Source organism: Arthrobacter rhamnosi (assembly GCF_054510855.1).
Genome location: NZ_JBTNDT010000010.1, coordinates 16,942 through 40,461, shown reverse-complemented (window position 1 = coordinate 40,461; position 23,520 = coordinate 16,942). Strand labels below are relative to the sequence as shown.

Genomic DNA, 23,520 nt, shown 5'->3' with positions numbered 1-23,520 from the left:
CGCGCCGTCACCGCCGGTTGAGGAGGCCGCGCAGCATCCTGCCGACGCCGCCCGAGCCGGATGCCGGCGTTCCGGTGGTCCGCCCCCGCGTGTTCATGCCGCCGGCCCTGGTGCGTCCGGTGGCCGACGTGGTGCCGGTCCCGGACCTGCCGAGGTAGCGGCCCGCCGCGTTCTTGACCATGTTGCTGATGCCCATGATGATCTCCTTCGGTCTCGCCTCTGCACCCGAAACATCAGGTGGCTTATTACTTTACTCTGGCCACCCTATGCCGACCAGAGCGGGCCCAGGGTCGGGCTAGACCGTCCCCGGAGGCTCGACGGTCAGGCCCGACCGCCGAAGCAGCGCGTACGTCTTCGGGTGCTTGGGCCGGAAGAAGACCTCGTCCGGCGTCCCCTTCTCGACGATGACGCCCTGGTCCATGACCACGATGATGTCCGCGATGTCGCGGGCGAACTGCATCTCGTGCGTGACGATCACCATGGTGGTGCCCTGGGCGGCAATGGACTTGATCACCGCGAGGACTTCCTCCACCAGCTCCGGATCCAGCGCCGACGTGGGCTCGTCGAACAGCATGACGCTCGGATCCATGGCGAGGGCCCGGGCGATCGCGACACGCTGCTTCTGCCCGCCGGACAGCCTCGACGGATAGTTGTCCTTCCGGTCCAGCAGCCCGACCCTCTTCAGGTTCTCGAGGGCGTGCTGCTGCGCCTCCTCCCGGGACATCTTCTTGACGTCCTGCAGGGGCGCCATGACGTTGCCCAGGGCGGTCTTGTTCAGGAAGAGGTTGAACTGCTGGAAGACCATGCCGAGGTCGGTCCGCTTCTTCGCCGTGATGGAGGCCTTCTCGTCCACGAGCTTCCCGCCGCGCTCCTCATAGCCCACGAGGTGCCCGTTGACCAGGATCCGGCCGTCGTCGATCGTCTCGAGCTTGTTCATGCAGCGCAGCAGGGTGCTCTTGCCGGATCCGCTGGAGCCGAGGATGACGACCGTCTCCCCCTTGTGGACATCCAGGTCGACGCCCTTGAGGACCTCGATCCGGTTGACCTCCCGCCGCTGTCCGCGGAGTCGCTGCAGCAGGCTCGGGGTCTTGGTCACCACGAACGTCTTATGGACGTCCCGGGCACTCACGATCACTTCGTCAGACATGGACCCTCGCTCTCTTCTCCAGGGCACTCACGATGCGGGACAACGGGAGGCTGATCAGCAGGTACAGCAGTGCGGCCGCCGTGTAGACCTGCGTCGTCTCGAACGTCTGCGCGTTGATGACGTTCGCCGTCTTCAGGATCTCGGTCACGGCGATGACCGAGGTCAGGGCCGTGTCCTTCACCATCGCGATGAAGTAGTTGCCGATCGGCCCCAGCGACACGATGAAGGACTGCGGCAGGACGACCTTCCAGAGGGCCCTGCCCGGCGTATAGCCGAGCGACAGTGCCGCTTCCGTCTGGCCCGCCTCGACCGCGAGGATGGCCGAGCGGAACACTTCCGACAGGTAGGCCGCGTAGTTCAGGCCCAGACCCAGGATGCCCGCGGGCACCGGATCGATGTTCACCCCGATGGCCGGCAGGACGAAGAAGATGTAGACCAGCTGCACGAGGAGGGGTGTCCCCCTCATGACCTCGACGTAGACCAGGGCTATCCCGCGCAGGACCCTCGACTTGGAGATCCTCGCGAGGGCCAGCAGCATGCCGAGGACGAGGGCCAGTGCCATCGCTCCCAGGGCGAGTTGGATGACGATCGGCGCTGCCGCCAGCAGCCGGGGGAAGTAGCTGAGCGTGCTTGTGATGAAATCGATGGCCGGACCTTCCTTTCAGCGCAGGAACAACGGGGAAGGAACGGTCAGTCGACGGCGTTGCTCTCGGTCAGCCCGTACTTGGTGAGGATCTCCATGTAGTCGGGAGAGGCCTTCAGCTCCGCGAGGCCGGAGTTCAGTTCGTCGAGCAGTTGCGTGTTCTCCTTCGGCACTGCCGCACCGATCAGGCCGGGGAAGTAGGGCTCGTACGGGTCCACGATCTTGATGGCGTCGTTCGGGTTCTGCACGAGGCTGTACGCGACGACGGCCGCGTCGGTGAAGACGACGTCGACCTGCTTGTTCTCCACGGCCTTCAGCAGTGCCGCCTGCGAATCGAAGTACTTGATCTCCTTGGGCTCCAGGGACTCCGCCAGCTCGATGAAGGTGGTGCCGGTCTGGACGCCGATCACGGTGCCCTTCGCGTCGTCGCGGCTGGTCATGGTCGAGTCTCCCGGGACCACCATGCCCTCACCCTGCTGGTACCAGGTGTCCGTGAAGTTGACCTCCTCCTTGCGGACGTCCGTGATGTACATGGCGTCGACGACGGCGTCGGCCTTGCCCGCCTTGATGGCGGGGATCAGGGTGGCGAATTCGGATACGAAGACCTCCACCTCCCAGCCCTTCTTGTCCGCGATCCAGTTGATCATCTCGCCGTCGATACCCTGCAGGTCGCCGGCGTCGTCGGTGAAGGAGAAGGGAGCGTCGTTGGAGGTCGCGATGGTGATCTTCTCGATCGCCTCACCGTCGCCCCCTCCGCCCTCACTGCCGCCGGAGTCCCCTCCGCCGCACGCGGTCAGTGTCAGTGCGATCCCCAGTGCACCGGCTGCGAAGGACGTGAATGCGCGCCTGCTGTTCATGGTTGCTCCTTGGTCGATGCTGATTGGTTCTCGAATCGGGTGATGCGGAGGTCGGCCGTCCGCTGGTGCGCCTCCATTGCCTCGTAGGCGGAGATCTCGGACACGAGGGGGGCCAGCTGCATGGTCGCCGAGCGGTCGATGCGCTGGAAGGTGAGGGGTTTCAGGAACCGGGCGACGGACAGGCCGGCCGACGAGCGCGCCCCGCCGCCGGTGGGCAGCACGTGGTTGGTCCCGGTGATGCCCTTGTCGGAGTACGCGACCGTGGACCAGGGCCCCAGGAAGAGCGACCCGTAGTTGGTGAGGTTTTTCTGGAAGTAGTCGTCGTCGGCGGTGATGACCTCCAGGTGCTCGGGCGCGAGCACGTCCATCAGTTCGACGGCGGTCGCGTTGTCCTCCGCGAGGTACACGGTCCCGTAGTCCCGCCAGGCCGCGCCGGCGATGTCGCGGGTGCTGAGGTCCACGAGCTGGCGGTCCACCTCGGCGATCACCGCGACGGCGAGGTCCCGCGACGTCGTGACGAGCGCGGCGGGCGACTGCGGGCCGTGCTCGGCCTGCCCGAGCAGGTCCGCGGCGACGAGAACGGGGTCGGCTGTGTCGTCGGCGATCACGGCGACCTCCGACGGCCCGGCAAGCAGATCCATGCCGACCCGGCCGAAGAGCTGCCGCTTCGCCTCGGTGACGTAGGCGTTGCCGGCGCCCACGAGCATGTCCATCGGTTGTTCCCCCAGCAGCCCGAAGGCCATGGCGGCCAGGGCCTGGACGCCTCCGACGACGAACGCCCGGTCGACGCCGGAGAGGTAGGCGGAGTAGAACACCGCCGGGTTGCCCGCGGTCGGCGAGGTGGGTGGCGAGCAGGCGATCACCGTGGGCACGCCCGCCGTCTTCGCGACACCGACGGTCATGAACGCGCTCGCGAGGATGGGGAACCGTCCGGCCGGCAGGTAGGCCCCGACGCGCTGGACCGGGATGTACCGGTGGCCCACCACCACCCCGGGCATCACTTCGGCCTCGAAGTCCTGCAGGTGCCGGAGCTGGAGTCCGGCAAATTTCCGGGTCCGTTCCGCCCCGGCCTCGAGAGCCGCGCGCAGTTCCGGCGTCAGCGCGTCGCCGGTCCTCCGGAGGGAGTCGGAGTCCAGCTCGACGTCGCCGCCCGCCCAGCCGTCAAGGACCCTGGAGTACTCGGCGACGGCGTCGCGCCCGCCCTTCTCGATGGTCGACAGCATCTCCGACACCGTCTCGACGACCTTCGGCAGCCGCTGCGCCGGTACGCCGCCGATCTCGGCACTCTTCAGGCATTCGTAGGACCCCCCGATGAAGGAGGCGTACTGGGCATTCAGTTCCATGGGGGAAGCCTAGGACCGGACGCAGCATAGGGGAACCCACCCTTTCCCGACAGAAGATATAGGTTTGCCCTATGACGCTGAACCAGCTCCGGGCCTTCCTCGCCGCCTACAGCTGCCGGTCGCTGAGTGCTGCCGCGAAGGAGCTCGGCATCAGCCAGGCGTCCGCGTCCGAGCTGATCTCGCGGCTGGAGCAGGAACTGGGCTCTCCCCTGTTCACCCGCACGTCCAGGGGCCTCTCCCCCGCCCCCGCGGCCGAGGAGCTCCATGCCCACGCCCTCGACTGCGTCAACTCGGCCCGGCGCGGCGTCGAGGCCGTGCGGGCCCTGCAGACGCTCAGCGGCGGGGTGTCGACCTTCGGCGTGCTCCGGTACGCCGCCAACTACGACCTCGCGGACCTCGTGGTGCAGTTCCACCAGCAGCACCCGGAGGTACGGGTGCGCATGATCGGGCTGAACTCCCACGTCGTCGCCGCGTCGGTGGCGAGCGGGGAGATCGAGTGCGGCCTGGTTGTACTGCCGGTGGACAGCGAGAACCTCGAGGTCCGGCAGCTCGCGCGGGACGAGGTGTGCTTCATCTCGTCCACCCGTCCCGCGGACGCGGGACCGGTGAGCATCCAGGAACTGGCCGCCGCGAAACTCGTCCTCTACGACGCCCATGCCGGCTGGAAGGATCCCACGCGCCGCCAGCTGCTGGACCGGGCGAACCTCGCGGGCCTGTCCATCGAGGCGGACATGGAGGTGGAACACGCCGAGACGGCCTACAGCCTCGTGGCGGCGGGAGCCGGCGATTCCTTCATGGCCAGCGGCATCCTCGAATCCCTGCGGCGCGACGACGACGTCAGGAGTTTCCCGTTCGCCGAGCCCCTCTACGACACCATCGCCCTCGTGCAGCGGAAGCACGGCTATCTCTCGCCCGCGACGCGCCGGTTCTCCGCCTTCGCGGAGCGTGCCGTGGCCGCGCAGGGCGGGCTGACCAGCCTGGTGTGATCAGCCCGCCCTGTCCGGCTACGAGGCCGCGATGTCCGCGCCGGTCAGGAGCGGAGCCAGTTCTCGGCAGCGGACGGTTCAGAGGTGGGTGGTGAGGTCTCCATCCAGTGCGGCGCGGGGGTTGTGCGAGTGCCGGACCCCCACCGTGAAGGCGCCGAGCTCCCTGCCCAGTGCGAGGTAGGCGTCGCTGTCCTCCAGCACCACGCACGGGGGCACGCACAACTCACGGAACAGGGCTTCCTTGTCGCGGCCGGCGTCGCGGCGTGCCACGCGCACGAACGGGTCGAGGCCCCACTTCCCGAGCAGCGCCGCGATGAGGTCCGGGTCGCCGTTGGAGACCACCACCTGCTCGGCGGCGACCTCCGCCAGCGCCGGCATGAGGCGGGCGGCGAGCCAGGACGGCGAGAGGCCCTTCAGGGCCGAGACGGCGACGACCTCGCCGCGTTCCCTGTGGAGCGCGGCGATGTCCTCCTCCGCGGCAGGGAATCCTTCGGAGATCACACGCTCCCAGATCCACTGCTCGGTGTGCCCCACGAGGTTGCCGAAGAAATCGGGGCCGAAACGGTAGCTCCGGCGTTCCGCCAGGTCCCGGTAGCTGGCCTCGTGCAGCGGTTCGGTATGCCCGACGACGCCGTCGAAGTCCCAGATGACGCGCGCACCTGCCGCCTCCTGCAGCACCCTCTCCGCCAGTCGTGCCGCGTCATCGCCGTTCACCATTGGACCCTTATCCCTGGACCACCCGTGCCAGCCGGAAGGCGGCGCCTGATGTCGGCCATCCTAGGGTGACCGCCGCGAGTCGGCCAACCAGGCATTGCGCAAGCGCGTCATGCACGGCCCGGGCCGTGCCAATGCCGCAGCCGCCGGGCGTACGGTGGAGAGATGAGCGTGCCTACAGATTCCAGGGTCACTTTCGACGGTCGCTTCGCACGGGAACTGCCGGAGATGGCGGTCGCGTGGCAGGCGGACGAGGCTCCCGAGCCGCAGCTGCTCGCCCTCAACGACCAGCTCGCCGCGGAACTCGGCGTCGATCCCGGGTTCCTCCGGTCCCCTGAGGGCCTCGCCCTGCTGATCGGCACCTCGGTGCCGGACGGCGCGACGCCGGTGGCCCAGGCCTACTCCGGGCACCAGTTCGGGAGCTTCAACCCGAGGCTCGGCGACGGGCGCGCACTCCTCCTCGGCGAGATCACCGACACCCAGGGGCGCCTGCGCGACATCCACCTCAAGGGCTCGGGCCGCACGCCCTTCGCACGCGGCGGAGACGGGCTCGCCGCCGTCGGGCCGATGCTCCGCGAGTACATCCTCAGCGAGGCCATGCAGGCGCTCGGGATACCGACGACGCGCTCCCTCGCCGTCGTCGCGACCGGGCGCGCCGTGCGCCGCGAGACGATGCTGCCCGGTGCCGTCCTGACGCGCGTCGCGAGCAGCCACCTGCGCGTGGGCAGCTTCCAGTACGCGGCGGCCACCGGCAACCAGGACCTCCTCAGGCGCCTCGCCGATCACGCCATCAGCCGGCACTACCCCGAGGCCGCCGCCGCCGAGCGCCCCTACCTCGCCCTGTTCGAGTCGGTCGTGTCAGCGCAGGCCTCGCTTGTAGCGCAATGGATGCTCGTGGGGTTCATCCACGGGGTGATGAACACCGACAACATGACCATCTCGGGCGAGACCATCGACTACGGACCCTGCGCCTTCATGGACGTCTTCGACTACTCCAGCGTCTACAGCTCCATCGACCACGGCGGACGCTACGCCTATGCCAACCAGCCACTCATCGCGGAGTGGAACCTCGCACGCCTCGCGGAGACCCTGCTGCCGCTTCTCCACGACGACCAGGAGCAGGCGGTCGCACTCGCCGTCGGCGTGCTCGAGACCTTCCGCCCCCGGTACAGCGGCGCGTGGCTCACCGGGATGAAGGCCAAGCTGGGACTGCCGGAGGACACCGCCGACGACGTGGCGTCGCCCCTCGCCAACGACGTGCTCACCCTCCTGCAGGAGAACCACGTCGACTACACGTCCTTCTTCCGGGGCCTCAGCTCCGTGGTCCGCGGTGACGTGCGGCCGGCTCGCGACAAGGTGCTCGACGTCGCCGCCTTCGATGCCTGGACGGCCCGGTGGCTGCCGCTCGCCCCCGATGCCGACGCCATGGACCGCGTCAACCCCGTCTACATCCCGAGGAACCACCTCGTCGAGGAGGCGCTCGCAGCCGCGACGGCCGGCGACCTCGAACCGCTGGACCGGCTCGTCGACGTCGTCCGCGCACCCTTCGACGAGCGACCCGGCCTGGAGCGCTACGCTGCGGGAGCACCGGACGACTTCGGCTCGTACACGACGTACTGCGGGACCTGAGGCCGGCACACCAGCGCCGGCGAAATTCCGCCCCACCCGGTTCCACACGTGAAAACTCCCCCGGGACGAAGAGATCGTCCCGGGGGAGCTCCGTTTGGCGGAACCTTGGTGAGGGCGGCGAAATAGATGATTCCCAGGGTCAGCCCCGCGAGGCGCAGCGGGATGGGGGTCGTGCTGGGAGACGACGAAACCCAGAACCGAACGCTTCCCGTGCTTCCGTTCGCTGATGGAGTAGGCGATGACGCGGACATCGACCATCGCGAACGTCAGGAATGCCCCGTTCTGGCACACTGCTGACGGCCAGTGCGGACCGGCATGACCAGGACTACCGACCGGCCGCGCGGAGGCGCGGCCGGTCGGTGAGGTCGCCGCTGCCTAGGTGGCGAGGGACGACACCGGCTCCGACAGCGACGTGAGCGCGACCGCCGCCGGCCGTTCCGCCGTGCTGAGCACCGGTACCGAGCTACCGTCCGCTGCTGACCGCAGGAGCGACTCCATGACATCGAGCACGTGGTAGGCGAGCTGCCCGCTGGCGCGGTGCTGATCGCCGGCGGGGGTGAGCGCCATGTCCGCCAGCCCGTAGCCCCTGCCCGCCCCGATGTAGCCTGCGCTGGTGGGGATGACCTCCCACCCGACCTCCCTATCGTTCTCCCTGTTCGCCAGGGTGCAGATCGACACCTCGCCGTCGAAGTAGTTCGGGTCGGGGACGGTCAGGCTCGCCTGCTCACCGTGGATCTCGATGTTGGAGGAACGGGTCTGCACGGCGTCGAAGCTCATCACCAGTGTGGAGAGCGCCCCTGATTCGTGGACGAGCACGCCCGTGACATGGGTGTCGATGGAGACGGGAATCGTCTCGTCGGCCCTCGGGCCTCCGCCGATGGTGCGCTCCTTCCGGGTGTGGCTCGCGGCACCGATGACGGAGGTGACGGGGCCCAGCAGGGTGACCAGCGCCGTCACGTAGTACGGGCCCATGTCCAGGAGGGGTCCGCCGCCGGGCACGTAGTAGAAGTCCGGGTTGGGGTGCCAGCGTTCATGCCCTGGCGTGACCATCGTGGCGGTGGCCGAGATGGGCCGGCCGATCATCCCGCTGTCGATGGCGTGGCGCGCCGTCTGGATCCCGGTGCCGAGCACCGTGTCGGGGGCACACCCGACGCGGACTCCGGCTTCGTCCGCGAGCGCGAGGACCTTCCGGGCCTGGCTCGTGTTCGCGGCCAGGGGCTTCTCTCCGTAGACGTGCTTCCCGGCGGCGATCGCACGGGTGGCCACGTCGGCGTGTGCGGCAGGGATGGTGAGGTTCAGGACGGTGTCGATCTCAGGGTCGGCCAGAAGTTCATCGACGGTCAGGGCCCGCACGCCCTCCTGGGATGCCGCGACGGCCTCGGCGCGGCTGAAGTCGAGGTCGGCGACCGCCCGGAGGCTGACGGACGGCAGCGACGGCAGGGTTTTCAGGTACTGGGCTACGATCGCTCCGCAGCCGATGATTCCGACGTTCAACGGCTCGCCCACAGCAAACCCCTTTCGATGATGGTTCTGACATTCGGGTCGTCGAGGATCTCGACGTGGTGGCCGGGGGTCGCCACGAAGATGCGGCCCTTGCCCCACTGGCGGGTCCAGATGGCGGGGGACGTCACCGGACGGTTCCAGGGGTCCCAGGCGCGGGCGGCCTGGGTGGTCGTCGCGAGCACGTCGATGTAGTCGTCCGCGAGCACCCAGTACTGTTCGGTCACGAGGTCGAAGTCCCCGATGCCGCGGGTGATCGGGTGATCCGCCGCAGCCGGGAGCATGTTCACCCGGTACGGCACGTAGTTGTCGGACTGTTCCCCGATCCTCTCGTCCGGGTGCTTGCCCGGATGGCAGGCGAACTGCCCGCCGATGAGGTGGAGGTAATCGGATTCGTTGCGGTACGAGTCGGCGATCCCGCCGTGCCAGCCCGCCAACCCGGTCCCCGCCTCGATCGCTGCACGGAGACCGGCGAATTCGTCCTTCTCGATGGTGTTCATCGTGTTGCACTGGAGGATCAGGCTGACGGTCGCCATGTAGTCGGCGTCCGCATAGATCTTCGGTGACTCCTCGATCCGGACGCTGTACCCGTTGTCCCGGAGGAACGGGAGAAAGCGGTCCGTGGCCTCGACGGGCTGGTGACCGTCCCATCCGCCGCGGACGACGAGTGCTTCCTTGCTGGTCATGGTGTCTCTTTCGTGGTGGATTGGCGGGAAAAGGCGGCGTCGAAGGACGCCGCGGACGGCGCGATGGTGGCCAGGTCCCGCACGAGGGCCAGGGCCTGCGGTGCGCCGACGAGCCGGTCCATCCCGGCGTCCTCCCATTCGATGCTGGTGGGCCCCTGGTAGCCGATCGAGTTGAGCATGCGGAAGATCGGCTTCCACGGGACGTCCCCGTGGCCGGCCGTGACGAAGTCCCAGCCCCGCCGCGGGTCGCCCCACGGCAGGTGCGACCCGAGGCGGCCGTTGCGGCCGTTCAGTTGCCGGACGGATTCCTTCACGTGGACGTGGAAGATGTGCGGTGCGAAATCCTGCAGGAACATCACCGGATCCAGGTCCTGCCAGATGAAGTGCGAGGGGTCGAAGTTGATCCCGAAGCCGGGGCGGTCCCGCATGACCTCCAGGGTGCGCTGCGTGGTCCAGTAGTCGTAGGCGACCTCGGAGGGATGCACCTCGAGCGCGAAGCGGACCCCCTCGGCGTCGAACACGTCCATGATGGGATTCCACCGGGCCGCGAAGTCCTCGTAGCCGCGGGCGATCATCTGCTCGGACGCCGGAGGGAACATCGCGACGTACTTCCAGACGGACGAACCGGTGAATCCCGTGACGACCGACGCTCCGAGCCGGGCTGCTGCCCGGGCGGTGTCCTTGACGACGTCGGCGGCCCGCCGGCGGACCCCCTCGGGATCACCGTCCCCCCAGACCTCGGGGGTGAGGATGTCCTGGTGGCGTTCGTCGATCGGGTCGTCGCACACGGCCTGCCCGGTGAGGTGGATGGCGATCGCGTCGACCGTGAGGTTGTTCTCCTTGAGGATCCGGAGCCGATCCTGGACGTAGTCGTCGTCCTGCGCGGCCCTCACCGGGTCCAGGTGGTCTCCCCAGCAGGCGATCTCGAGGCCGTCGAATCCCCACTCGCCGGCCATCCTCGCCACGTCCTCGAACGGCAGGTCGGCCCACTGCCCGGTGAACAGGGTCACCGGGCGTGGGGTGGCACCTCCGGTCGCGAAGGCCTCAGACATGCTGCCACCCCGATTCGGTCGCGGCGGACTGCTCGATGGCGTGCAGGACCTTCTGGACCCGCAGGGCCTCGTCGAAGGACGGCGACGGCGTGGTGCCGTCCGCGATCGCCTGCACCAGGTCCACGACCTGGTGCGTGAAGCCGTGCTCGTACCCGAGGCCGTGCCCGGCCGGCCACCAGTTGCCGGTGTAGGGGTGCACGGAATCGGTGACGTTGATGGTGCTGAATCCCGCGGTCTCGGGAGGCTGCGTGGCGTCGTAGAACTCCAGGGAGTTCATGTTCTCGAAGTCGAAGGCCAGCGAGCCGAGGCTGCCGTTGACCTCCAGGCGCATGTTGTTCTTCCTGCCGGTCGCGAAGCGGGTGGCTTCGAAGACGCCGATCGCTCCTCCCTCGAAGCGCGCACTGAAGATCGCGGCGTCGTCGACCGTGACCGTGCCGGTCCCGCCGTCGCTGGCGCCCGAGCCGCCGAGGCCCACCCGGGTTCCTCCGAGGGGGCGTTCGTGCACGAAGGTGGTGAGGAGACCGGAGACTCCCTGGATCGGCAGCCCGGTCACGTACTGCGCTGCGTCGATGCTGTGCGCTCCGATGTCCCCGAGGGCGCCCGACCCCGACTTGCTTTTGTCCAGGCGCCAGGTCATCGGGGCGTTCTCGTCCGTCAGCCAGTCCTGGAGGTACTGCGCCCGGATGTGCCGGATCGTCCCCAGCCTCCCCTGCTCGACGAGCCGGCGGGCGAGGGTCAGGGCGGGCGTGCGGCGGTAGGAGAACCCGCACATCGCGAAGACCCCGTTCGCCTCGGCGGCCCGGGCGGCCGCCGTCATGCGTTCCGCCTCCTCGACCGAATTGGCGAGCGGTTTCTCGCAGAGCACGTGCTTGCCGGCTTCGAGGGCTGCGATGGCGATGTCGGCGTGCGTGTCCCCGGGGGTGCAGATGTCGATCAGGTCGACGTCGTCGCGCTCCACCAGAGCCCGCCAGTCCGTCTCGGTGTCTCGCCAGCCCAGCTTCCCGGCCGCGGTCTTCACGGCCGCCTGGTCGCGGCCGGCGAGGACCGCGAGTTCGGGCTGGAGCGGGAGGTCGAAGAAGCGTGGCGCGGTGCGCCAGGCGTGGGAGTGCATCGCGCCCATGAAGGCGTAGCCGACCATGCCGACCCTCAGCGCGTTCTGCTGCGTGGAAGTCATCAGGCTGCAGGTTCCTTTCGGTCTACTTGTTGAATCCGGCGGTCAGTCCGCTCACGAGCTGGCGACGGGCCAGCACGTAGAGGACGACCAGCGGGAGTGTGGAGAGCACGACGGCGGCGAGGACCGCCGGGATGTTCACGGTGAACTCGTCCTGGAAGGCCCAGAGCGAGAGGGGCAGGACCCGCTTGTCGGGGCTCTGGGTCAGGATCAGCGGGAAGAGGAAGCCGTTCCAGACGTGGAGTGCGTTGTAGATGGCGATGGTGACGACCGCAGGACGGACCAGCGGCAGGGCCAGGCGCCACATCATCGTGAACTCCGAGCAGCCGTCGAGCCTCATGGATTCGAAGAGCTCCCGCGGAACGTCCCGGAGGAAGTTCGACAGGATCAGCACCGAGATGGGGATGGCGAAGGCGATCGACGGCAGGATCAGCGCCAGCAGGGTGTCGTAGAGGTGCGCTTTCGTGATCATGAAGTAGATGGGGATGATCGTCGCCTGCAGCGGGATGGCGAGTCCCATCAGGAACAGCGTGTGCGCGGAGCCGATGATGCGCCCGCTCCCCCTCACCACCGCATACGCGGCCATGAAGGACACGACGACGGCGGGAATGACGCTTCCCAGCGTCACGATCACGCTGTTCAGGAAGTAGCGGACGAAGTTCGCCTCGAGGACCGTCCGGTAGTTGACCAGGGTCGGTGAGGTGGACGGCGCCAGCGGGTTCGACCCGAAGAACCCCGCCTGGTTCTTCAGGCTCGTGATGACCACGTAGTAGACGGGCAGGATGATCAGGGCAAGCCACACCCACCCGCCGAGCCCGCCCAGGAGGTTGGGCGTACTCCTGCCCAACCGCTTCCCCTGGGAGCGCTGCTTCACTCGCGTTGCGGTCCCCTGCGCCGCGTCGGTTGCCAGTGCCATGACTACGCTCCTTCCAGTTGGCTTGCGCTGCGGCTGTTGCCGCCGAGCCGCTGCAGCACCAGGGCGAGACCCAGGCCGATGACCACGAGGATCACGCCGAGGGCGCTCGCTGCTCCCATGTCATTGGCCCGGAACCCCGTGAGGTACATGTGCAGCGGGAGGAGCCGGGTCGCATACCCCGGGCCGCCGGCCGTGAGGACGAAGATCAGGTCGAAGTACGCCAGCGATCCCAGGACCATGAGGGTGGACGAGGTGATGATGGTGTATTTCAGCTGGGGCAGCGTGATGTGGAAGAACTGCTGGATCCGTCCGGCCCCGTCGATCTGGGCCGCTTCGTAGAAGGAGGCCGGGATCTGGCGCACGCCGCCCTGGTAGATGAGCGTGTGGAAAGGGACGAACTGCCAGGCGATGACGAAGATGACCACGAACAGCACCAGGTCGGCGCTGCCGAGCCAGTTCTGGGCGAGGACCGGGATGTGCAGGCCCGGCCCCATCCCGAAGTTGGGGTCCAGCAGCGCCTTGAACGCGATCGCCACGGCCGCCGATGAGAGCAGGAGCGGGACGAAGTACAGGACGGCGAGCACTGCCCGGTAGCGCTGGTTGCCCGCCGTGAACACCCCCAGGAGGAGGCTGATCGGGACCTGCACCACGAGCGAGTAGACCATGATCTTCAGCGTGACGATCAGGGCGTTCAGCGTCACCGAGTCCGTGAGGGCGGTGCGCCAGCTCTCCAGGCCGGCCCAGGTGATCGCGCCCAGCCCGTTCCAGTGGGTGAAGCTGAGGAACAGCACGCCGAGCAGGGGCACGACGGCGAAGGTCACGAAGAAGACCAGCGCCGGGACGACCATCCACGCCGAGGGCCCTTCGGCCCGCGCACCCCGCACCTTCATCGCGGGTTTCGGCTTCAGCAGGGTGCTCATTTGCCCAGGGTTGCGTTCATGTTCTCGGCGAACTCTTCCGGCGTGATCTCGCCGATGAAGATCTGATCGAGGTTCGCGAGCATGGCGTCGCCCTGGGCGGGGCTCAGTGCCTGGTCCCAGGAGAGCTGGAAGCTCGGGGCATCCTGCGCCAGCCCGTAGACGAACTGGACGAAGTCCTTGTCATCGGAGGCTGCCAGCTGGTCCTCGATGCCGTTGACCGCGGGGACCGCGCCGGAATCGATCATGGCCTGGGTGTACTCCTCGCTGAACAGCCCGTCCTTGAGGTAGTTCAGGGCGGACTCCTTCTGCTCGTCCGATGCCGTCGAGGAGAGGGACCACATGTTCGCCGGGTTGCCCACGATGTTGGCGGGATCGCCCTCCCCGCCTTCGACCGAGGGGAAGGTGGTGAAGCCGACCTCTCCCGACTCGACGAACTCCGGGGCGTCGTTCTTCAGGTTCTGGTAGACCCAGCCGCCGTGGAGCATCATCGCTGCCTTGTCGGTGTACAGGAGGGCGCTGTCCGCTCCGGCGTCAGCGGCAATGGAGGAGAAGCCGTTGACGAATCCGCCGGCGTCGACCAGGTCCTGGATCATCGTGAGGGCCTCGATCACGGCGGGGTCGGACCAGGCGTTCTCCTTGCCGTCCAGGATAGCCTGGAAGACCTCGGGGCCGCCGACGCGGTCCACGAGGTATTCCAGCCACATCAGGTTCGGCCACTTGGACTGACCGGCCAGGGAGAAGGGTGCGATTCCCGCGTCGTTGAACTTGGGGACCAGTGCCATCAGGTCGTCCCACGTCTTGGGAGGCTCGGCGCCGATCTTCTCGAAGACCTCCTTGTTGTAGTACAGGACGATTGGCTGCATGTTGTTGTTGGGCAGGGCGTAGGTCTTGCCGTCGATCACACCGTTCTCGAGCACCGAGGGGATGTAGCGGTCCTTCACCTCGGGGTTCTCGGCCAGGAACTCGTCCAGTTCGCTGACGTGGCCGGCGTCGACGTAGGACTTCAGCACGCCGCCGCCCCAGCCGTAGATGAACGTGGGTCCCTCACCGGCTCCGACGGCGGTGCGGACCTTGGTCTTGTAGGCATCGTTCGCGAAGAATTCCTGGTTGATCTTGTCGTCCGCGTGCTCCTCGTTCCACGTCTCGACGGACGAGCGAAAGATCTTCTCGCTGCTGCCGGTCAGTGCCCACATCGTCGGGGACGCGGAGTCTGCAGCAGGGTCCTGGGGGCCGCTGGAGCCGCAGGCGGAGAGGCTGAGGGCCAGGGTGATGGCGGAGACCGCCGAGATCAGGGAGGTGGTTGTTCGCATCTTCATCAGTTCTTCCGTAAGTCGACTCAGCTCGAGGCACCAGTGCCGGCTGAGATGGGCAGGTCAACTCCGCGGGTATGCGGTCGCTGACCGCCACGCTGCGGAAGAGATTCGAAATGTTTTCGATAACAACAAACTAACAAGCGTAAAGTTACCTGCGTCACACCGATCGGTCAATGCCCTCTCCGGCAGCAATTCCGCGGACCTGCTTCCGCACCCCTCGACTCTTCCGCCGGGCTCGGGCAGGATGGGGGCAGGCCCATCCCGGAGAGGATTTCGAAACATTGTCGGAAACTGAAGTTCGAACGAGGGCCACGCTGGCGTCCGTCGCAGCTCTTGCCGGAGTGTCCACTCCGACGGTGTCGAAGGTGATCAACGGTCGGGAGGATGTTGCCCCGGCCACCAGGAAGCGTGTCCTGGAAGCACTCCGGACGTCCGAGTATCAGCCGCCCGGTCAGCGCCTCGCCCTTGCGCCTCCGGCGTCCACGCTGATCGACGTCGCCGTGGACAGCGTGGCGACCGCGTACTACTCGGAGGTGATGGACGGGATCCTCGAGTGCGCGGAGCTGCACGGCGCCGAGGTCGTCCTGTCCAAGACGGGTCTCACGCATCTTCCTGCCGGTGAGCGGGCCGAGAAGATGCAGGCGTCAGGCCGCCGTGGCCTGCTCCTCGTCACGTCCCGGTGGTCTCCACGCGAGATCAAGGAAGTGAAGAAGCGAGGCATCGCCGTGGTGCTCATCGACCCCATCAATCCTCCCGGGCCGGGTGTGGCGAGCGTGGGTGCGACGAACTGGGCCGGAGGGAAAGCCGCGACGGAGCATCTGCTGGGCCTCGGCCATACCCGCATCGCATTCATCGGTGGACCTGCCAGCGCAGAATGCAGCCAGGACCGTGAGCACGGCTATGTCGCCGCCCTCCTCGAACGCGGCATCCTGATCTCGGAGGACTACGTCCTGGCGGGCAACTTCGACTCGGAGACGGGGCGGCGCAGCCTGGTCCAGCTCCTCACCCTGGACCACCCACCGCAGGCCATCTTCGCGGCCTCCGACAGCATCGCCGTGGGCGTGCTCGCCGAGGCGCACGCACTGGGCATCTCGGTGCCCGGGGAATTGAGCGTGGTGGGCTTCGACGGGACCTACATCAGTGAACAGACCTCACCGCAGCTCACCACCGTTGCGCAGCCCCTGCGGGAGATGGGCCGGACGGCCGTCCGGGCGCTGCTCCGCGAGATGGACGGCGAGAAGCCGGACGGCACCCGTGTCGAACTGGCCACGCAGCTGGTGGTCCGCTCATCGACGGCGCCGGCGGCTCCCTAGTTCCCCTCGGGTACCAGCACGGTGACTCCGGCGGCGTCGAGCGCCGCGGCCAGCTCCGTCGACGGCGCCCTGTCGGTAACCAGGTAGTCAGCGCCCTCCAGCGGAACGATCTGCGCGAACAGCCGCCGGTCGAGCTTCGTGGAGTCGGCGAGGATGGCGGTGCGCTCGGCCCGGCTGATCATTTCCGCCATCATGGCGGCATCGCCCAGGTTCGACGTCGAACAGCCTGATGCGTCCACGGCACCGACGGCGATGAGCGCCATGTCGCAGCGAATGTCCACCTCGGGTGTGCTCCCGCTCATCCCGAGCGTCACGGGGCCCGTCGTCGCCTGGGTGAGGGTGCGCACGGCCCCGCCGAACATGTAGAGGTCACGGAACACCACCGGCGAGATCTCCGCCGGGATGCGGAGGTTGTTGGTGGCGATCGTCAGGTTGCGGTGGTTCCGCAGCGCCCGCGCGACGGCAAGGCTGGTGGTCCCCGCGTTGATCATGAGGACGGAGCCGTCGGTCACCAGGCCCACGGCGAGTTGGGCGATCGCCTCCTTCTCCGCCGTCTGCATGCTGAGCCGGACGTCGATCTCGCGGTCCCGGCCGGCTCGCTCACTGGTGCTGACTGCACCCCCGTGCGTCCGGATGAGGATGTTCTCGCGATCCAGCTGATCGAGGTCGCGGCGGATCGTGTCGATCGACACCTTGAAGTGTGCGGCGAGGTCGGCCACCGTCACGCGCCCCACCTCGTCCACATAGGCGGCAAGGTCGGCCTTCCGCCCGGCGGGGAGCTGGCGGACGTGCTGCAGTTCTTGCGATGTCATGCCCTCATCTGTAACACACAGACTTCGCGCGGGCCGCAGAAACGGCAGGAAACTGCAAAATCTTGCGGCCTAGCCTCGCTTTTGACCGATGCTGTTGCCGCTTTACGCGGTTTTACCCCGGAAACCCTTGACGCAATGCTGTGATAGGGCGCACACTCGTGGTGAAAGCAGCAAGAAAACGCATAATCAAGCGAAATATCGCACCATCTCAACGAGGAGACCTGATGTCCCATCGGCGCATGCGTTCCCGCGCAACCCTGCTCACCGGCATCGCAACCACCGCAGTCTCGATCGTCGCTCTCACCGGCTGCGGTTCGGGCGGGTCTGGTACGGAGGAGGCCGGCGGTGATGTCACCATCGAGTTCGCACAGTGGTGGGAGCCCGAACTTCCCGACGGCGAGTTCCGCGCACTGATCGATACATTCGAAGAGGAGAACCCCGGGATCACCGTGGACCTCGTCAGCGGGCCCTACGCCTCCACCAAGGAGCAGCTGTTCGCCGGTGCGGCGTCGGGCACCATGCCGGACGTCGTTGGCCTCGACGGCGCCTGGGTGAGCGACTTCGCCGAGCAGGGCGTCATCGCCGACCTCGGTCCGCTGCTGGAGGGCGCCGGCTTCGACGACAGCCAGCTCGTCAGCCAGGTCAAGGTCGAGGACAAGACCTACATGGTCCCGGTCGTGAACTTCGTCTATCCCATGTTCACGAATGACGACCTGCTGTCGCAGGCCGGCGTGACCGCTCCCCCGGAGACCCGCAGCGAGTTCGCCGATGCCGCCAAGAAGGTCTCCGACCTCGACGGCGACGCCTCCGGCTGGGTCCTCCCCCTCTCCCTCGAGGCGCCGAACGGTGTGCAGAACGATGTCATGTCCTGGGCCTGGGCCTCGGGCGGCACCATGCTCAAGGACGGCAAGCCGGACCTCACGAACGAGGACGTCACCTCCGCCGTCGAGTTCATCGGCGGCATGTGGGATGACGGTGTGATCGCCCCGGGCAGCTTCACCATGAAGGAACAGGACAAGGTGGAGGAGTTCACCAACGGCCGCGTCGGCATGATGATCGACTCCCTCGCGCACATCAACCTGATCCGCGAGACCAACCCGGACCTCAAGTTCTCCATCTCCGCGGTCCCCGCTGAGGATGGCTACACCGGCGAGCGCGGCATCCCCTACGCCTCCTGGGGAATCGGCGTCGCCGAGAACTCCGAGAACAAGGACGCCGCCGCCAAGCTGGTCTCCTTCCTGATGAGTGAGGAGACGAACTCCGAGCTCTCGACCATGGCCAACGCCTTCCCCGGTAACACCGAGTCCGTCCCCGCCTTCGTCGAGGACGACGACCTGTTCAAGGAGGCCTTCGACATCTACCAGGCGGGCTACCCGGCCAACGAGTTCGTCGGCCTTCCCGTCGCAGAGGAACTGATGCGCCAGCTCGGTGCCCAGCTGCAGTCCGCCTTCGACGGCCAGCAGTCCCTCTCCGAAGCGCTCCAGAAGGCGCAGACGGAGTGGGAAGGCGAGTTCTAGGTCCTCCCCCCGCACCGGATCGGGCACCGCTGTCCCCCCGCGGTGCCCGATCCCCCACAAAGGTCACCCCCATGAGCCTCCGCACGTTCACCCCGCCCGACCCCGAGACCCTCCAGGGGGCACCGCCCCGGAAGCGCCGCCAGCTGCGCCGCGCCGGCGAGTCCTACGGATTCCTCGCCCCCACCCTGATCCTGTTGTTCGTCCTCATGATCGTGCCGATCGTGATGGTGATCGGCTACTCCTTCCAGGACAACGTGATCCTGAAGAAGTCCTCCGAGTTCACCGGGACGGCCAACTACGTCACCGTGCTGACGGATCCGGCGTTCTGGAAGGCGACCGGCAACACGTTCTTCTTCTCCACCGTCAGCGTCGCCGTCCACCTGGTCCTCGGCCTCACCTTCGCGATGCTGCTGAACAGCCCGCTGATCAGCGTGACGTCCCGGGCCGTGTTCCGCGCCCTGTACGTCCTGCCATGGCTGTTCACCGCGGCCGTCATCGCCGTGCTGTGGCGCATGCTCCTCTCACCCAACGGGATCGTGAACTTCCTGCTGAGCACGGACGTGGAGTGGCTCGCCGATCCGCAGCTCGCGCTCGGCACGGTGACCTTCATCAACATCTGGGCCGGCTACCCGTTCTTCATGGTCAGCCTCCTGGCGGGCCTCCAGGGTATCCCGCAGGACCTCCACGAGGCTGCGAGCATCGACGGCGCCAGCCAGGTGCAGCGCTTCTGGAACGTGACCATCCCCCAACTCCGACCCATCATCATCAGCCTCCTGCTGCTCGACCTCATCTGGACCTCCCAGCAGTTCGCGCTGATCTGGCTGACCACGGGCGGCGGGCCGATCGACGTCACCGAGATGCTCAGCACCTACACCTACAAGCTCGCCTTCGCCAACTACGACTTCTCCCTTGCCGCGACCGCCGCGGTACTGATCCTGCTGATGTCGCTGGTGCTGGCTGTCCTCTACGTCCGCCACCAGAAAGCAAGGGATTGACATGGCGATGACCACGCAACGCCGCACCCTCCTGGCGAAGTCCGGCGTCCTGGCGGGCCTGGTCCTGGGGGCCGTGTTCGCCGCAGGACCCGTTCTCTGGATGCTGTCCAGCTCGTTCAAGTCCAACACCGAGATCTTCGAACTGCCGCCCAGGCTCATCACGAACTCGTTCTCGTTCGACGCCTATGCCGCGATCCTGACGAACTCCGAGACGCTGCGGTTCTTCTTCAACAGCTACCTCGTGGCAGGCGCGGTCACCATCCTGACGTTGCTGGTCGCGATCCACGCCGCCTACGCGTTCAGCCGGTTCCAGTTCCGCGGCAAGCGGGTCCTGAACGTCGTCATCATCAGCGTCCAGGCTGTCCCGCCCATCACCCTGCTCATACCGTACTTCGGTCTGGTGGTAGGCCTCGGCCTCTACAACACCTACCCGGGGCTCATCCTCACGTACATGGTCTTCACGCTGCCCTACGCGATCATCATGATGACCGGCTACATGAACACCCTGCCCCGCGAACTGGACGAGGCCGTGCGGGTGGACGGCGCCGGGTCGCTCACCGCGCTGTGGCGTGTGCTCGTGCCCATCTCGGTCCCCGGCATCGTGTCCGTGGGCATCTACACCTTCATGATCGCCTGGAACGAGTACCTCTTCGCTTTGACCCTGACGAGGACCACCGAGATGCGCACGGTGCCGATCGGCATCCAGCTCCTCATGGGGCAGCACTCGTACGAGTGGAACCAGATCATGGCGATGAGCATCCTCGGGTCCATCCCCGTGCTGATCCTCTTTCTGGTCCTCCAGCGCTTCTTCATCAGCGGCCTCACCGCCGGCTCCGTCAAGAACTGACCCTCGCTCCCCCTCGATCCACCTCTCGTACGTCATCTATCAAGGAGAATCACAGTGCTGTACACCGGTAAGTCCATCCTCGACGTCGCCAACGAACACAACTTCGCCATTCCCGCCTTCAACATCAGCGACTGGGCGATGTTCAACGGCGTCATGGACATCAGCGAGGAGAAGGAGGCTCCGGTCATCATCGCCATCCACCCGGACGAGGTCTCCCACATCACCACCGACCTGGTCGCCGCGATGCGCAGCCGCGCCCACCGCTCGAGCGTCCCCGTCGCCATCCACTGGGACCACGGTGGGACGTTCGAGCAGATGATCACCGCCATCCAGGCCGGCTTCACGTCGGTCATGATCGACGCGTCCCTGCTGCCCTTCGACGAGAACGTCGCGCTGACCCGCAAGGTCGTCGAGGCGGCACACGCCGTCGGCATCCAGGTGGAGGGTGAGCTCGGCACCATCGGCGCCAATGACAGCTACGGGGAGTCCGGTGCCGCGGAGATCATCTACACCAACACCGACGACGCCGTCCGCTTCGTCAAGGAGACCGGCGTGGACAGCCTGGCGATCGCCATCGGCACCTCGCACGGCCTGTACCCGGCGGAGAAGAACCCGGAGCTGCGCCACGACCTCCTCGAGGAGATCAAGGCCGCCGTCCGCATCCCCCTCGTGCTGCACGGCGGCTCGGCGAACCCCGACAGCGAGCTGGCACGCGCGGTGAGCCTGGGCATCAACAAGATCAACATCTCGAGTGACATCAAGGTCTCCTACCACAACGCCATGCGGAAGATCCTCGGGACCGACGAACGCCTGCGCGAGCCGAACGCCATCCAGCCCGGGGCCATCGCCGCCCTGAAGGTCACTGCTGCGGAGAAGATCGAGCTGTTCGGCGCGGACGGGAAGGCCAAACTGTACTGAGAACACGTGACGGCTGAGGGAAAGGGAATCGGTGCCATGGGAACCACGCTCGTGCTCGGGCTCGGCGGGACCGTCGACTACGAGGTGCACTGGGACGCGTCGGTCGTCGAATCGCTGGCCTTGCGGTTCGGCATCCGGCGGGCGGAACTCACCACCAGGACACCGATCGTCGACGAGCGCTCGCTGGTGGTGACCATCCTCGACTTCGTCAGGGACGGCGCCGGCGGCGAGCGCTTTGTCGAGTCCTCGGAGGTGGTCAAGCAGTTCGCGGACCGCTTCACCACTCGGATCACCCTCGGTGGGACCGGCGTGCGGGCGGGGATCGCCCTGGACCGGCTCGGCATCCCGAGCGTCCAGCACCTCGTGAGCATCGACGACAACGTGCGCCGGCTTCTGCCGGCATCGATGTCCTACGTCAGTTCTGCGACCGAGGACACCCTCGATCCGCACCTGATCGTGCAGTACCCGGCCGGGACGACCATCCGGCTCGACGACGGCGAGATCGTGTCGCCGTCGTCGAACCGACTGATCTTCGCGAACGATCCGCCGAACCGCAGCATGGCGATCGCGCCGGAACTGGGTGACGCGCTCGACGACGCCGCGGCACTGCTGATCTCGGGCTTCAACACCATGCAGGACGAGGGCCTCCTGGAGCGGCGCCTCACCGAGCTCGAAGCGGCGATGGACCACCTCCCGTCCGCCGCGCTCGTGTACTACGAGGATGCGGGCTTTTACGTGCGGAGGTTCGCTGAGCGGATCTGGGCGCACCTGCTGCCGCGCATCCACGTGTACGGCATGAATGAGGACGAGCTGCAGGAGTACGTGGCGCGGCCCGTCGATCTGCTGGATCCCGCCGACGTCGCCGCCGCGCTCCGGGAGGTCCACCGGCTCATCCCGGTGCCGGCGCTCCTCGTGCACACGCAGCACTGGGCCGTCATGCTCGGGACCGGGGCGGAGCGGCACCGGGAGGCACTGAAGAGTGCCGTGCAGATGGCAGCGACCCGCTTCCGGCTCGGTGACGGCTTCACGGCGGCGGACTTCGAGGCCACCCGGGACCTGCCGCGCAACACGGGCGGCGAGGCCGTGGTCAACGGCGTCGAGCGGCTGATCCCGGGAGCGGTGGGCGTTCCGGCCTTTCGCATCGAGACGGCGTCGCCGACCACCATCGGGCTCGGCGACAGCTTCGTGGGCGGCTTCCTGGCTGTCTACGCGCCGATTCGGCAGCCGCAGCCATGATCGAACGGCTGCCCTCGAACCGGCCGCCGGAGCGCTTCTACCGTGGCGGGGCGCGCATCTCCGCCTTCCGCAACGAGCCGGCCGCGGCCGAATTCGAGCCGGAGGACTGGATCGGCTCGACGACCACGATCTTCGATGAGGAGCAGCTCGGCCTCACCCGGCTGGCGGACGGCGCACTCCTGCGCGACGCCGTGGCCCGGGACCCCGGTTACTGGCTCGGCGCGGAGCATGTGGCCCGCTGGGGCAGCGACGTCCGGCTGCTGGTGAAACTGCTCGACGCCGGCCAGCGCCTTCCCGTGCATGCCCACCCCGACGACACCTTCGCCGCCCGGCATCTCGGGCACAGCCACGGCAAGGCCGAGGCCTGGTACATCCTGCAGGGCGGCACCGTCCACCTCGGCCTCACACGGGACGTGAGTGACGCCGAGCTGGCATCCCTCGTCGAGGCGCAGGACGTCGACGAGCTGCTCGGACTGCTGCACGAGGTCGATGTCTCACCGGGCGACGTGGTGTGGGTGCCGCCGGGCATGCTGCACGCGATCGGCGCCGGCGTGCTGCTGCTGGAACTGCAGCAGCCCGAGGACCTCTCGATCCTGCTCGAGTGGCGGGACTTCGCGCTCGACGGCATTGCTGACGGCCATCTGGGCCTCGGCTTCGACGTGGCCCTGACAGCGGTCCAGCGGACGGCGGTATCCCGCGAAGCGCTTCCGGACCTCGTGCGGACGGCGCCGCCCACCGGATCGGTGTTTCCGCCCGACGCCGACGCATTCTTCCGCCTCGAGCGCGTACCCGTCGAGGGGCACGTGTCCCTCGAGCCCGGCTTCGCGGTACTGGTTGTCAGCGAGGGCTCGATCCACCTCGCCGGCCAGTCCGCTCCCCGCGGCAGTACCTGGCTGATCCCCGCGGGCGTCGGTGCGATCGTCCTCGACGGCGGCGGTGAAGTCCTGGTGGCACGGCCTCCCGCCGCCTGAGCCGGAACGGACCGGCTCCGGCCACCAGGAGCCG

General features: G+C 67.5%; 23 protein-coding genes. 9 read left to right on the top strand and 14 right to left on the bottom strand.

Annotated elements, in window-relative coordinates; all coding sequences use genetic code 11:
- Positions 1–7: 7 nt before the first annotated feature.
- From ACX80I_RS16070 to hisD, 5 genes are all read right to left on the bottom strand, one after another.
- A complete protein-coding gene (locus ACX80I_RS16070; RefSeq protein ID WP_459346113.1) occupies positions 8–196 on the bottom strand; it encodes a hypothetical protein in 189 nt (62 codons plus the stop codon).
- Between the two features lie 99 nt (positions 197–295).
- Positions 296–1,147, bottom strand: a complete 852-nt coding sequence (locus ACX80I_RS16065; RefSeq protein WP_459346112.1) for an amino acid ABC transporter ATP-binding protein — start codon at positions 1,145–1,147, stop codon at positions 296–298.
- Positions 1,140–1,751 carry an amino acid ABC transporter permease gene (locus ACX80I_RS16060; protein WP_459346169.1) on the bottom strand — a complete coding sequence of 204 codons (612 nt, stop codon included), beginning with the start codon at positions 1,749–1,751 and terminating at the stop codon, positions 1,140–1,142. Before ACX80I_RS16060 ends, ACX80I_RS16065 begins: the two co-directional genes overlap by 8 nt.
- An 86-nt stretch (positions 1,752–1,837) precedes the next feature.
- Positions 1,838–2,647 (bottom strand): ABC transporter substrate-binding protein, encoded by an 810-nt coding sequence (locus tag ACX80I_RS16055; protein ID WP_459346111.1) that lies wholly within the window; start codon positions 2,645–2,647, stop codon positions 1,838–1,840.
- The gene (gene hisD, locus ACX80I_RS16050) at positions 2,644–3,990 is read right to left on the bottom strand and encodes a histidinol dehydrogenase (RefSeq protein WP_459346110.1); all 1,347 of its coding nucleotides are present in this window, start codon (positions 3,988–3,990) and stop codon (positions 2,644–2,646) included. Before hisD ends, ACX80I_RS16055 begins: the two co-directional genes overlap by 4 nt.
- Before the next feature lie 71 nt (positions 3,991–4,061).
- Here hisD and ACX80I_RS16045 point away from each other — a divergent pair, with 71 nt between their 5' ends.
- On the top strand, positions 4,062–4,976 hold the full coding sequence (locus tag ACX80I_RS16045; RefSeq protein ID WP_459346109.1) for a LysR family transcriptional regulator: 915 nt from the start codon (positions 4,062–4,064) through the stop codon (positions 4,974–4,976).
- Positions 4,977–5,054: 78 nt separating this feature from the next.
- Here the strand turns inward: ACX80I_RS16045 and ACX80I_RS16040 are convergent, their stop codons facing one another.
- Entirely contained in the window at positions 5,055–5,693 is a 639-nt protein-coding gene (locus tag ACX80I_RS16040; protein WP_459346108.1) for an HAD family hydrolase, read from the bottom strand.
- Between the two features lie 162 nt (positions 5,694–5,855).
- On the opposite strand from ACX80I_RS16040, the gene ACX80I_RS16035 reads away from it, so the two are divergent.
- A complete protein-coding gene (locus ACX80I_RS16035; protein ID WP_459346107.1) occupies positions 5,856–7,319 on the top strand; it encodes a protein adenylyltransferase SelO in 1,464 nt (487 codons plus the stop codon).
- Positions 7,320–7,694: 375 nt separating this feature from the next.
- Here the strand turns inward: ACX80I_RS16035 and ACX80I_RS16030 are convergent, their stop codons facing one another.
- From ACX80I_RS16030 to ACX80I_RS16000, 7 genes are read right to left on the bottom strand one after another with little or no spacing between them, the layout of a single operon-like run.
- Entirely contained in the window at positions 7,695–8,825 is a 1,131-nt protein-coding gene (locus tag ACX80I_RS16030; protein ID WP_459346106.1) for a Gfo/Idh/MocA family protein, read from the bottom strand.
- Positions 8,810–9,505, bottom strand: a complete 696-nt coding sequence (locus tag ACX80I_RS16025) for a ThuA domain-containing protein (RefSeq protein WP_459346105.1) — start codon at positions 9,503–9,505, stop codon at positions 8,810–8,812. The genes ACX80I_RS16030 and ACX80I_RS16025 overlap by 16 nt, the downstream gene beginning before the upstream one ends.
- A complete protein-coding gene (locus ACX80I_RS16020; protein WP_459346104.1) occupies positions 9,502–10,557 on the bottom strand; it encodes a sugar phosphate isomerase/epimerase family protein in 1,056 nt (351 codons plus the stop codon). The genes ACX80I_RS16025 and ACX80I_RS16020 overlap by 4 nt, the downstream gene beginning before the upstream one ends.
- Complete coding sequence (locus ACX80I_RS16015; RefSeq protein ID WP_459346103.1) at positions 10,550–11,731, bottom strand: Gfo/Idh/MocA family protein; 1,182 nt, start codon at positions 11,729–11,731, stop codon at positions 10,550–10,552. The genes ACX80I_RS16020 and ACX80I_RS16015 overlap by 8 nt, the downstream gene beginning before the upstream one ends.
- Before the next feature lie 22 nt (positions 11,732–11,753).
- Positions 11,754–12,644: a carbohydrate ABC transporter permease gene (locus ACX80I_RS16010; protein WP_459346102.1), complete on the bottom strand. Its 891-nt coding sequence runs from the start codon at positions 12,642–12,644 to the stop codon at positions 11,754–11,756.
- Positions 12,645–12,646: 2 nt separating this feature from the next.
- Positions 12,647–13,534 carry a carbohydrate ABC transporter permease gene (locus ACX80I_RS16005; protein WP_459346168.1) on the bottom strand — a complete coding sequence of 296 codons (888 nt, stop codon included), beginning with the start codon at positions 13,532–13,534 and terminating at the stop codon, positions 12,647–12,649.
- Between the two features lie 26 nt (positions 13,535–13,560).
- The gene (locus ACX80I_RS16000; RefSeq protein ID WP_459346101.1) at positions 13,561–14,880 is read right to left on the bottom strand and encodes an extracellular solute-binding protein; all 1,320 of its coding nucleotides are present in this window, start codon (positions 14,878–14,880) and stop codon (positions 13,561–13,563) included.
- A gap of 278 nt (positions 14,881–15,158) precedes the next feature.
- Here ACX80I_RS16000 and ACX80I_RS15995 point away from each other — a divergent pair, with 278 nt between their 5' ends.
- The gene (locus ACX80I_RS15995) at positions 15,159–16,190 is read left to right on the top strand and encodes a LacI family DNA-binding transcriptional regulator (protein WP_459346100.1); all 1,032 of its coding nucleotides are present in this window, start codon (positions 15,159–15,161) and stop codon (positions 16,188–16,190) included.
- Here the strand turns inward: ACX80I_RS15995 and ACX80I_RS15990 are convergent.
- Positions 16,187–17,002 (bottom strand): DeoR/GlpR family DNA-binding transcription regulator, encoded by an 816-nt coding sequence (locus ACX80I_RS15990; RefSeq protein WP_459346099.1) that lies wholly within the window; start codon positions 17,000–17,002, stop codon positions 16,187–16,189. The two genes, ACX80I_RS15995 and ACX80I_RS15990, sit on opposite strands and share 4 nt — an antisense overlap.
- 239 nt (positions 17,003–17,241) lie before the next feature.
- Here ACX80I_RS15990 and ACX80I_RS15985 point away from each other — a divergent pair, with 239 nt between their 5' ends.
- The 6 genes from ACX80I_RS15985 to ACX80I_RS15960 all read left to right on the top strand — a co-directional run bounded on the left by ACX80I_RS15985 (position 17,242) and on the right by ACX80I_RS15960 (position 23,486).
- Positions 17,242–18,519 carry an ABC transporter substrate-binding protein gene (locus ACX80I_RS15985; RefSeq protein ID WP_459346098.1) on the top strand — a complete coding sequence of 426 codons (1,278 nt, stop codon included), beginning with the start codon at positions 17,242–17,244 and terminating at the stop codon, positions 18,517–18,519.
- Positions 18,520–18,590: 71 nt separating this feature from the next.
- A complete protein-coding gene (locus tag ACX80I_RS15980) occupies positions 18,591–19,514 on the top strand; it encodes a carbohydrate ABC transporter permease (RefSeq protein WP_459346097.1) in 924 nt (307 codons plus the stop codon).
- A gap of 1 nt (position 19,515) precedes the next feature.
- Positions 19,516–20,361: a carbohydrate ABC transporter permease gene (locus ACX80I_RS15975; RefSeq protein ID WP_459346096.1), complete on the top strand. Its 846-nt coding sequence runs from the start codon at positions 19,516–19,518 to the stop codon at positions 20,359–20,361.
- A gap of 54 nt (positions 20,362–20,415) precedes the next feature.
- Entirely contained in the window at positions 20,416–21,279 is an 864-nt protein-coding gene (locus ACX80I_RS15970) for a ketose-bisphosphate aldolase (protein ID WP_459346095.1), read from the top strand.
- Between the two features lie 6 nt (positions 21,280–21,285).
- Positions 21,286–22,515, top strand: a complete 1,230-nt coding sequence (locus ACX80I_RS15965) for an ADP-dependent glucokinase/phosphofructokinase (RefSeq protein ID WP_459346094.1) — start codon at positions 21,286–21,288, stop codon at positions 22,513–22,515.
- The gene (locus tag ACX80I_RS15960; protein WP_459346093.1) at positions 22,512–23,486 is read left to right on the top strand and encodes a class I mannose-6-phosphate isomerase; all 975 of its coding nucleotides are present in this window, start codon (positions 22,512–22,514) and stop codon (positions 23,484–23,486) included. The genes ACX80I_RS15965 and ACX80I_RS15960 overlap by 4 nt, the downstream gene beginning before the upstream one ends.
- Positions 23,487–23,520 lie beyond the last annotated feature (34 nt).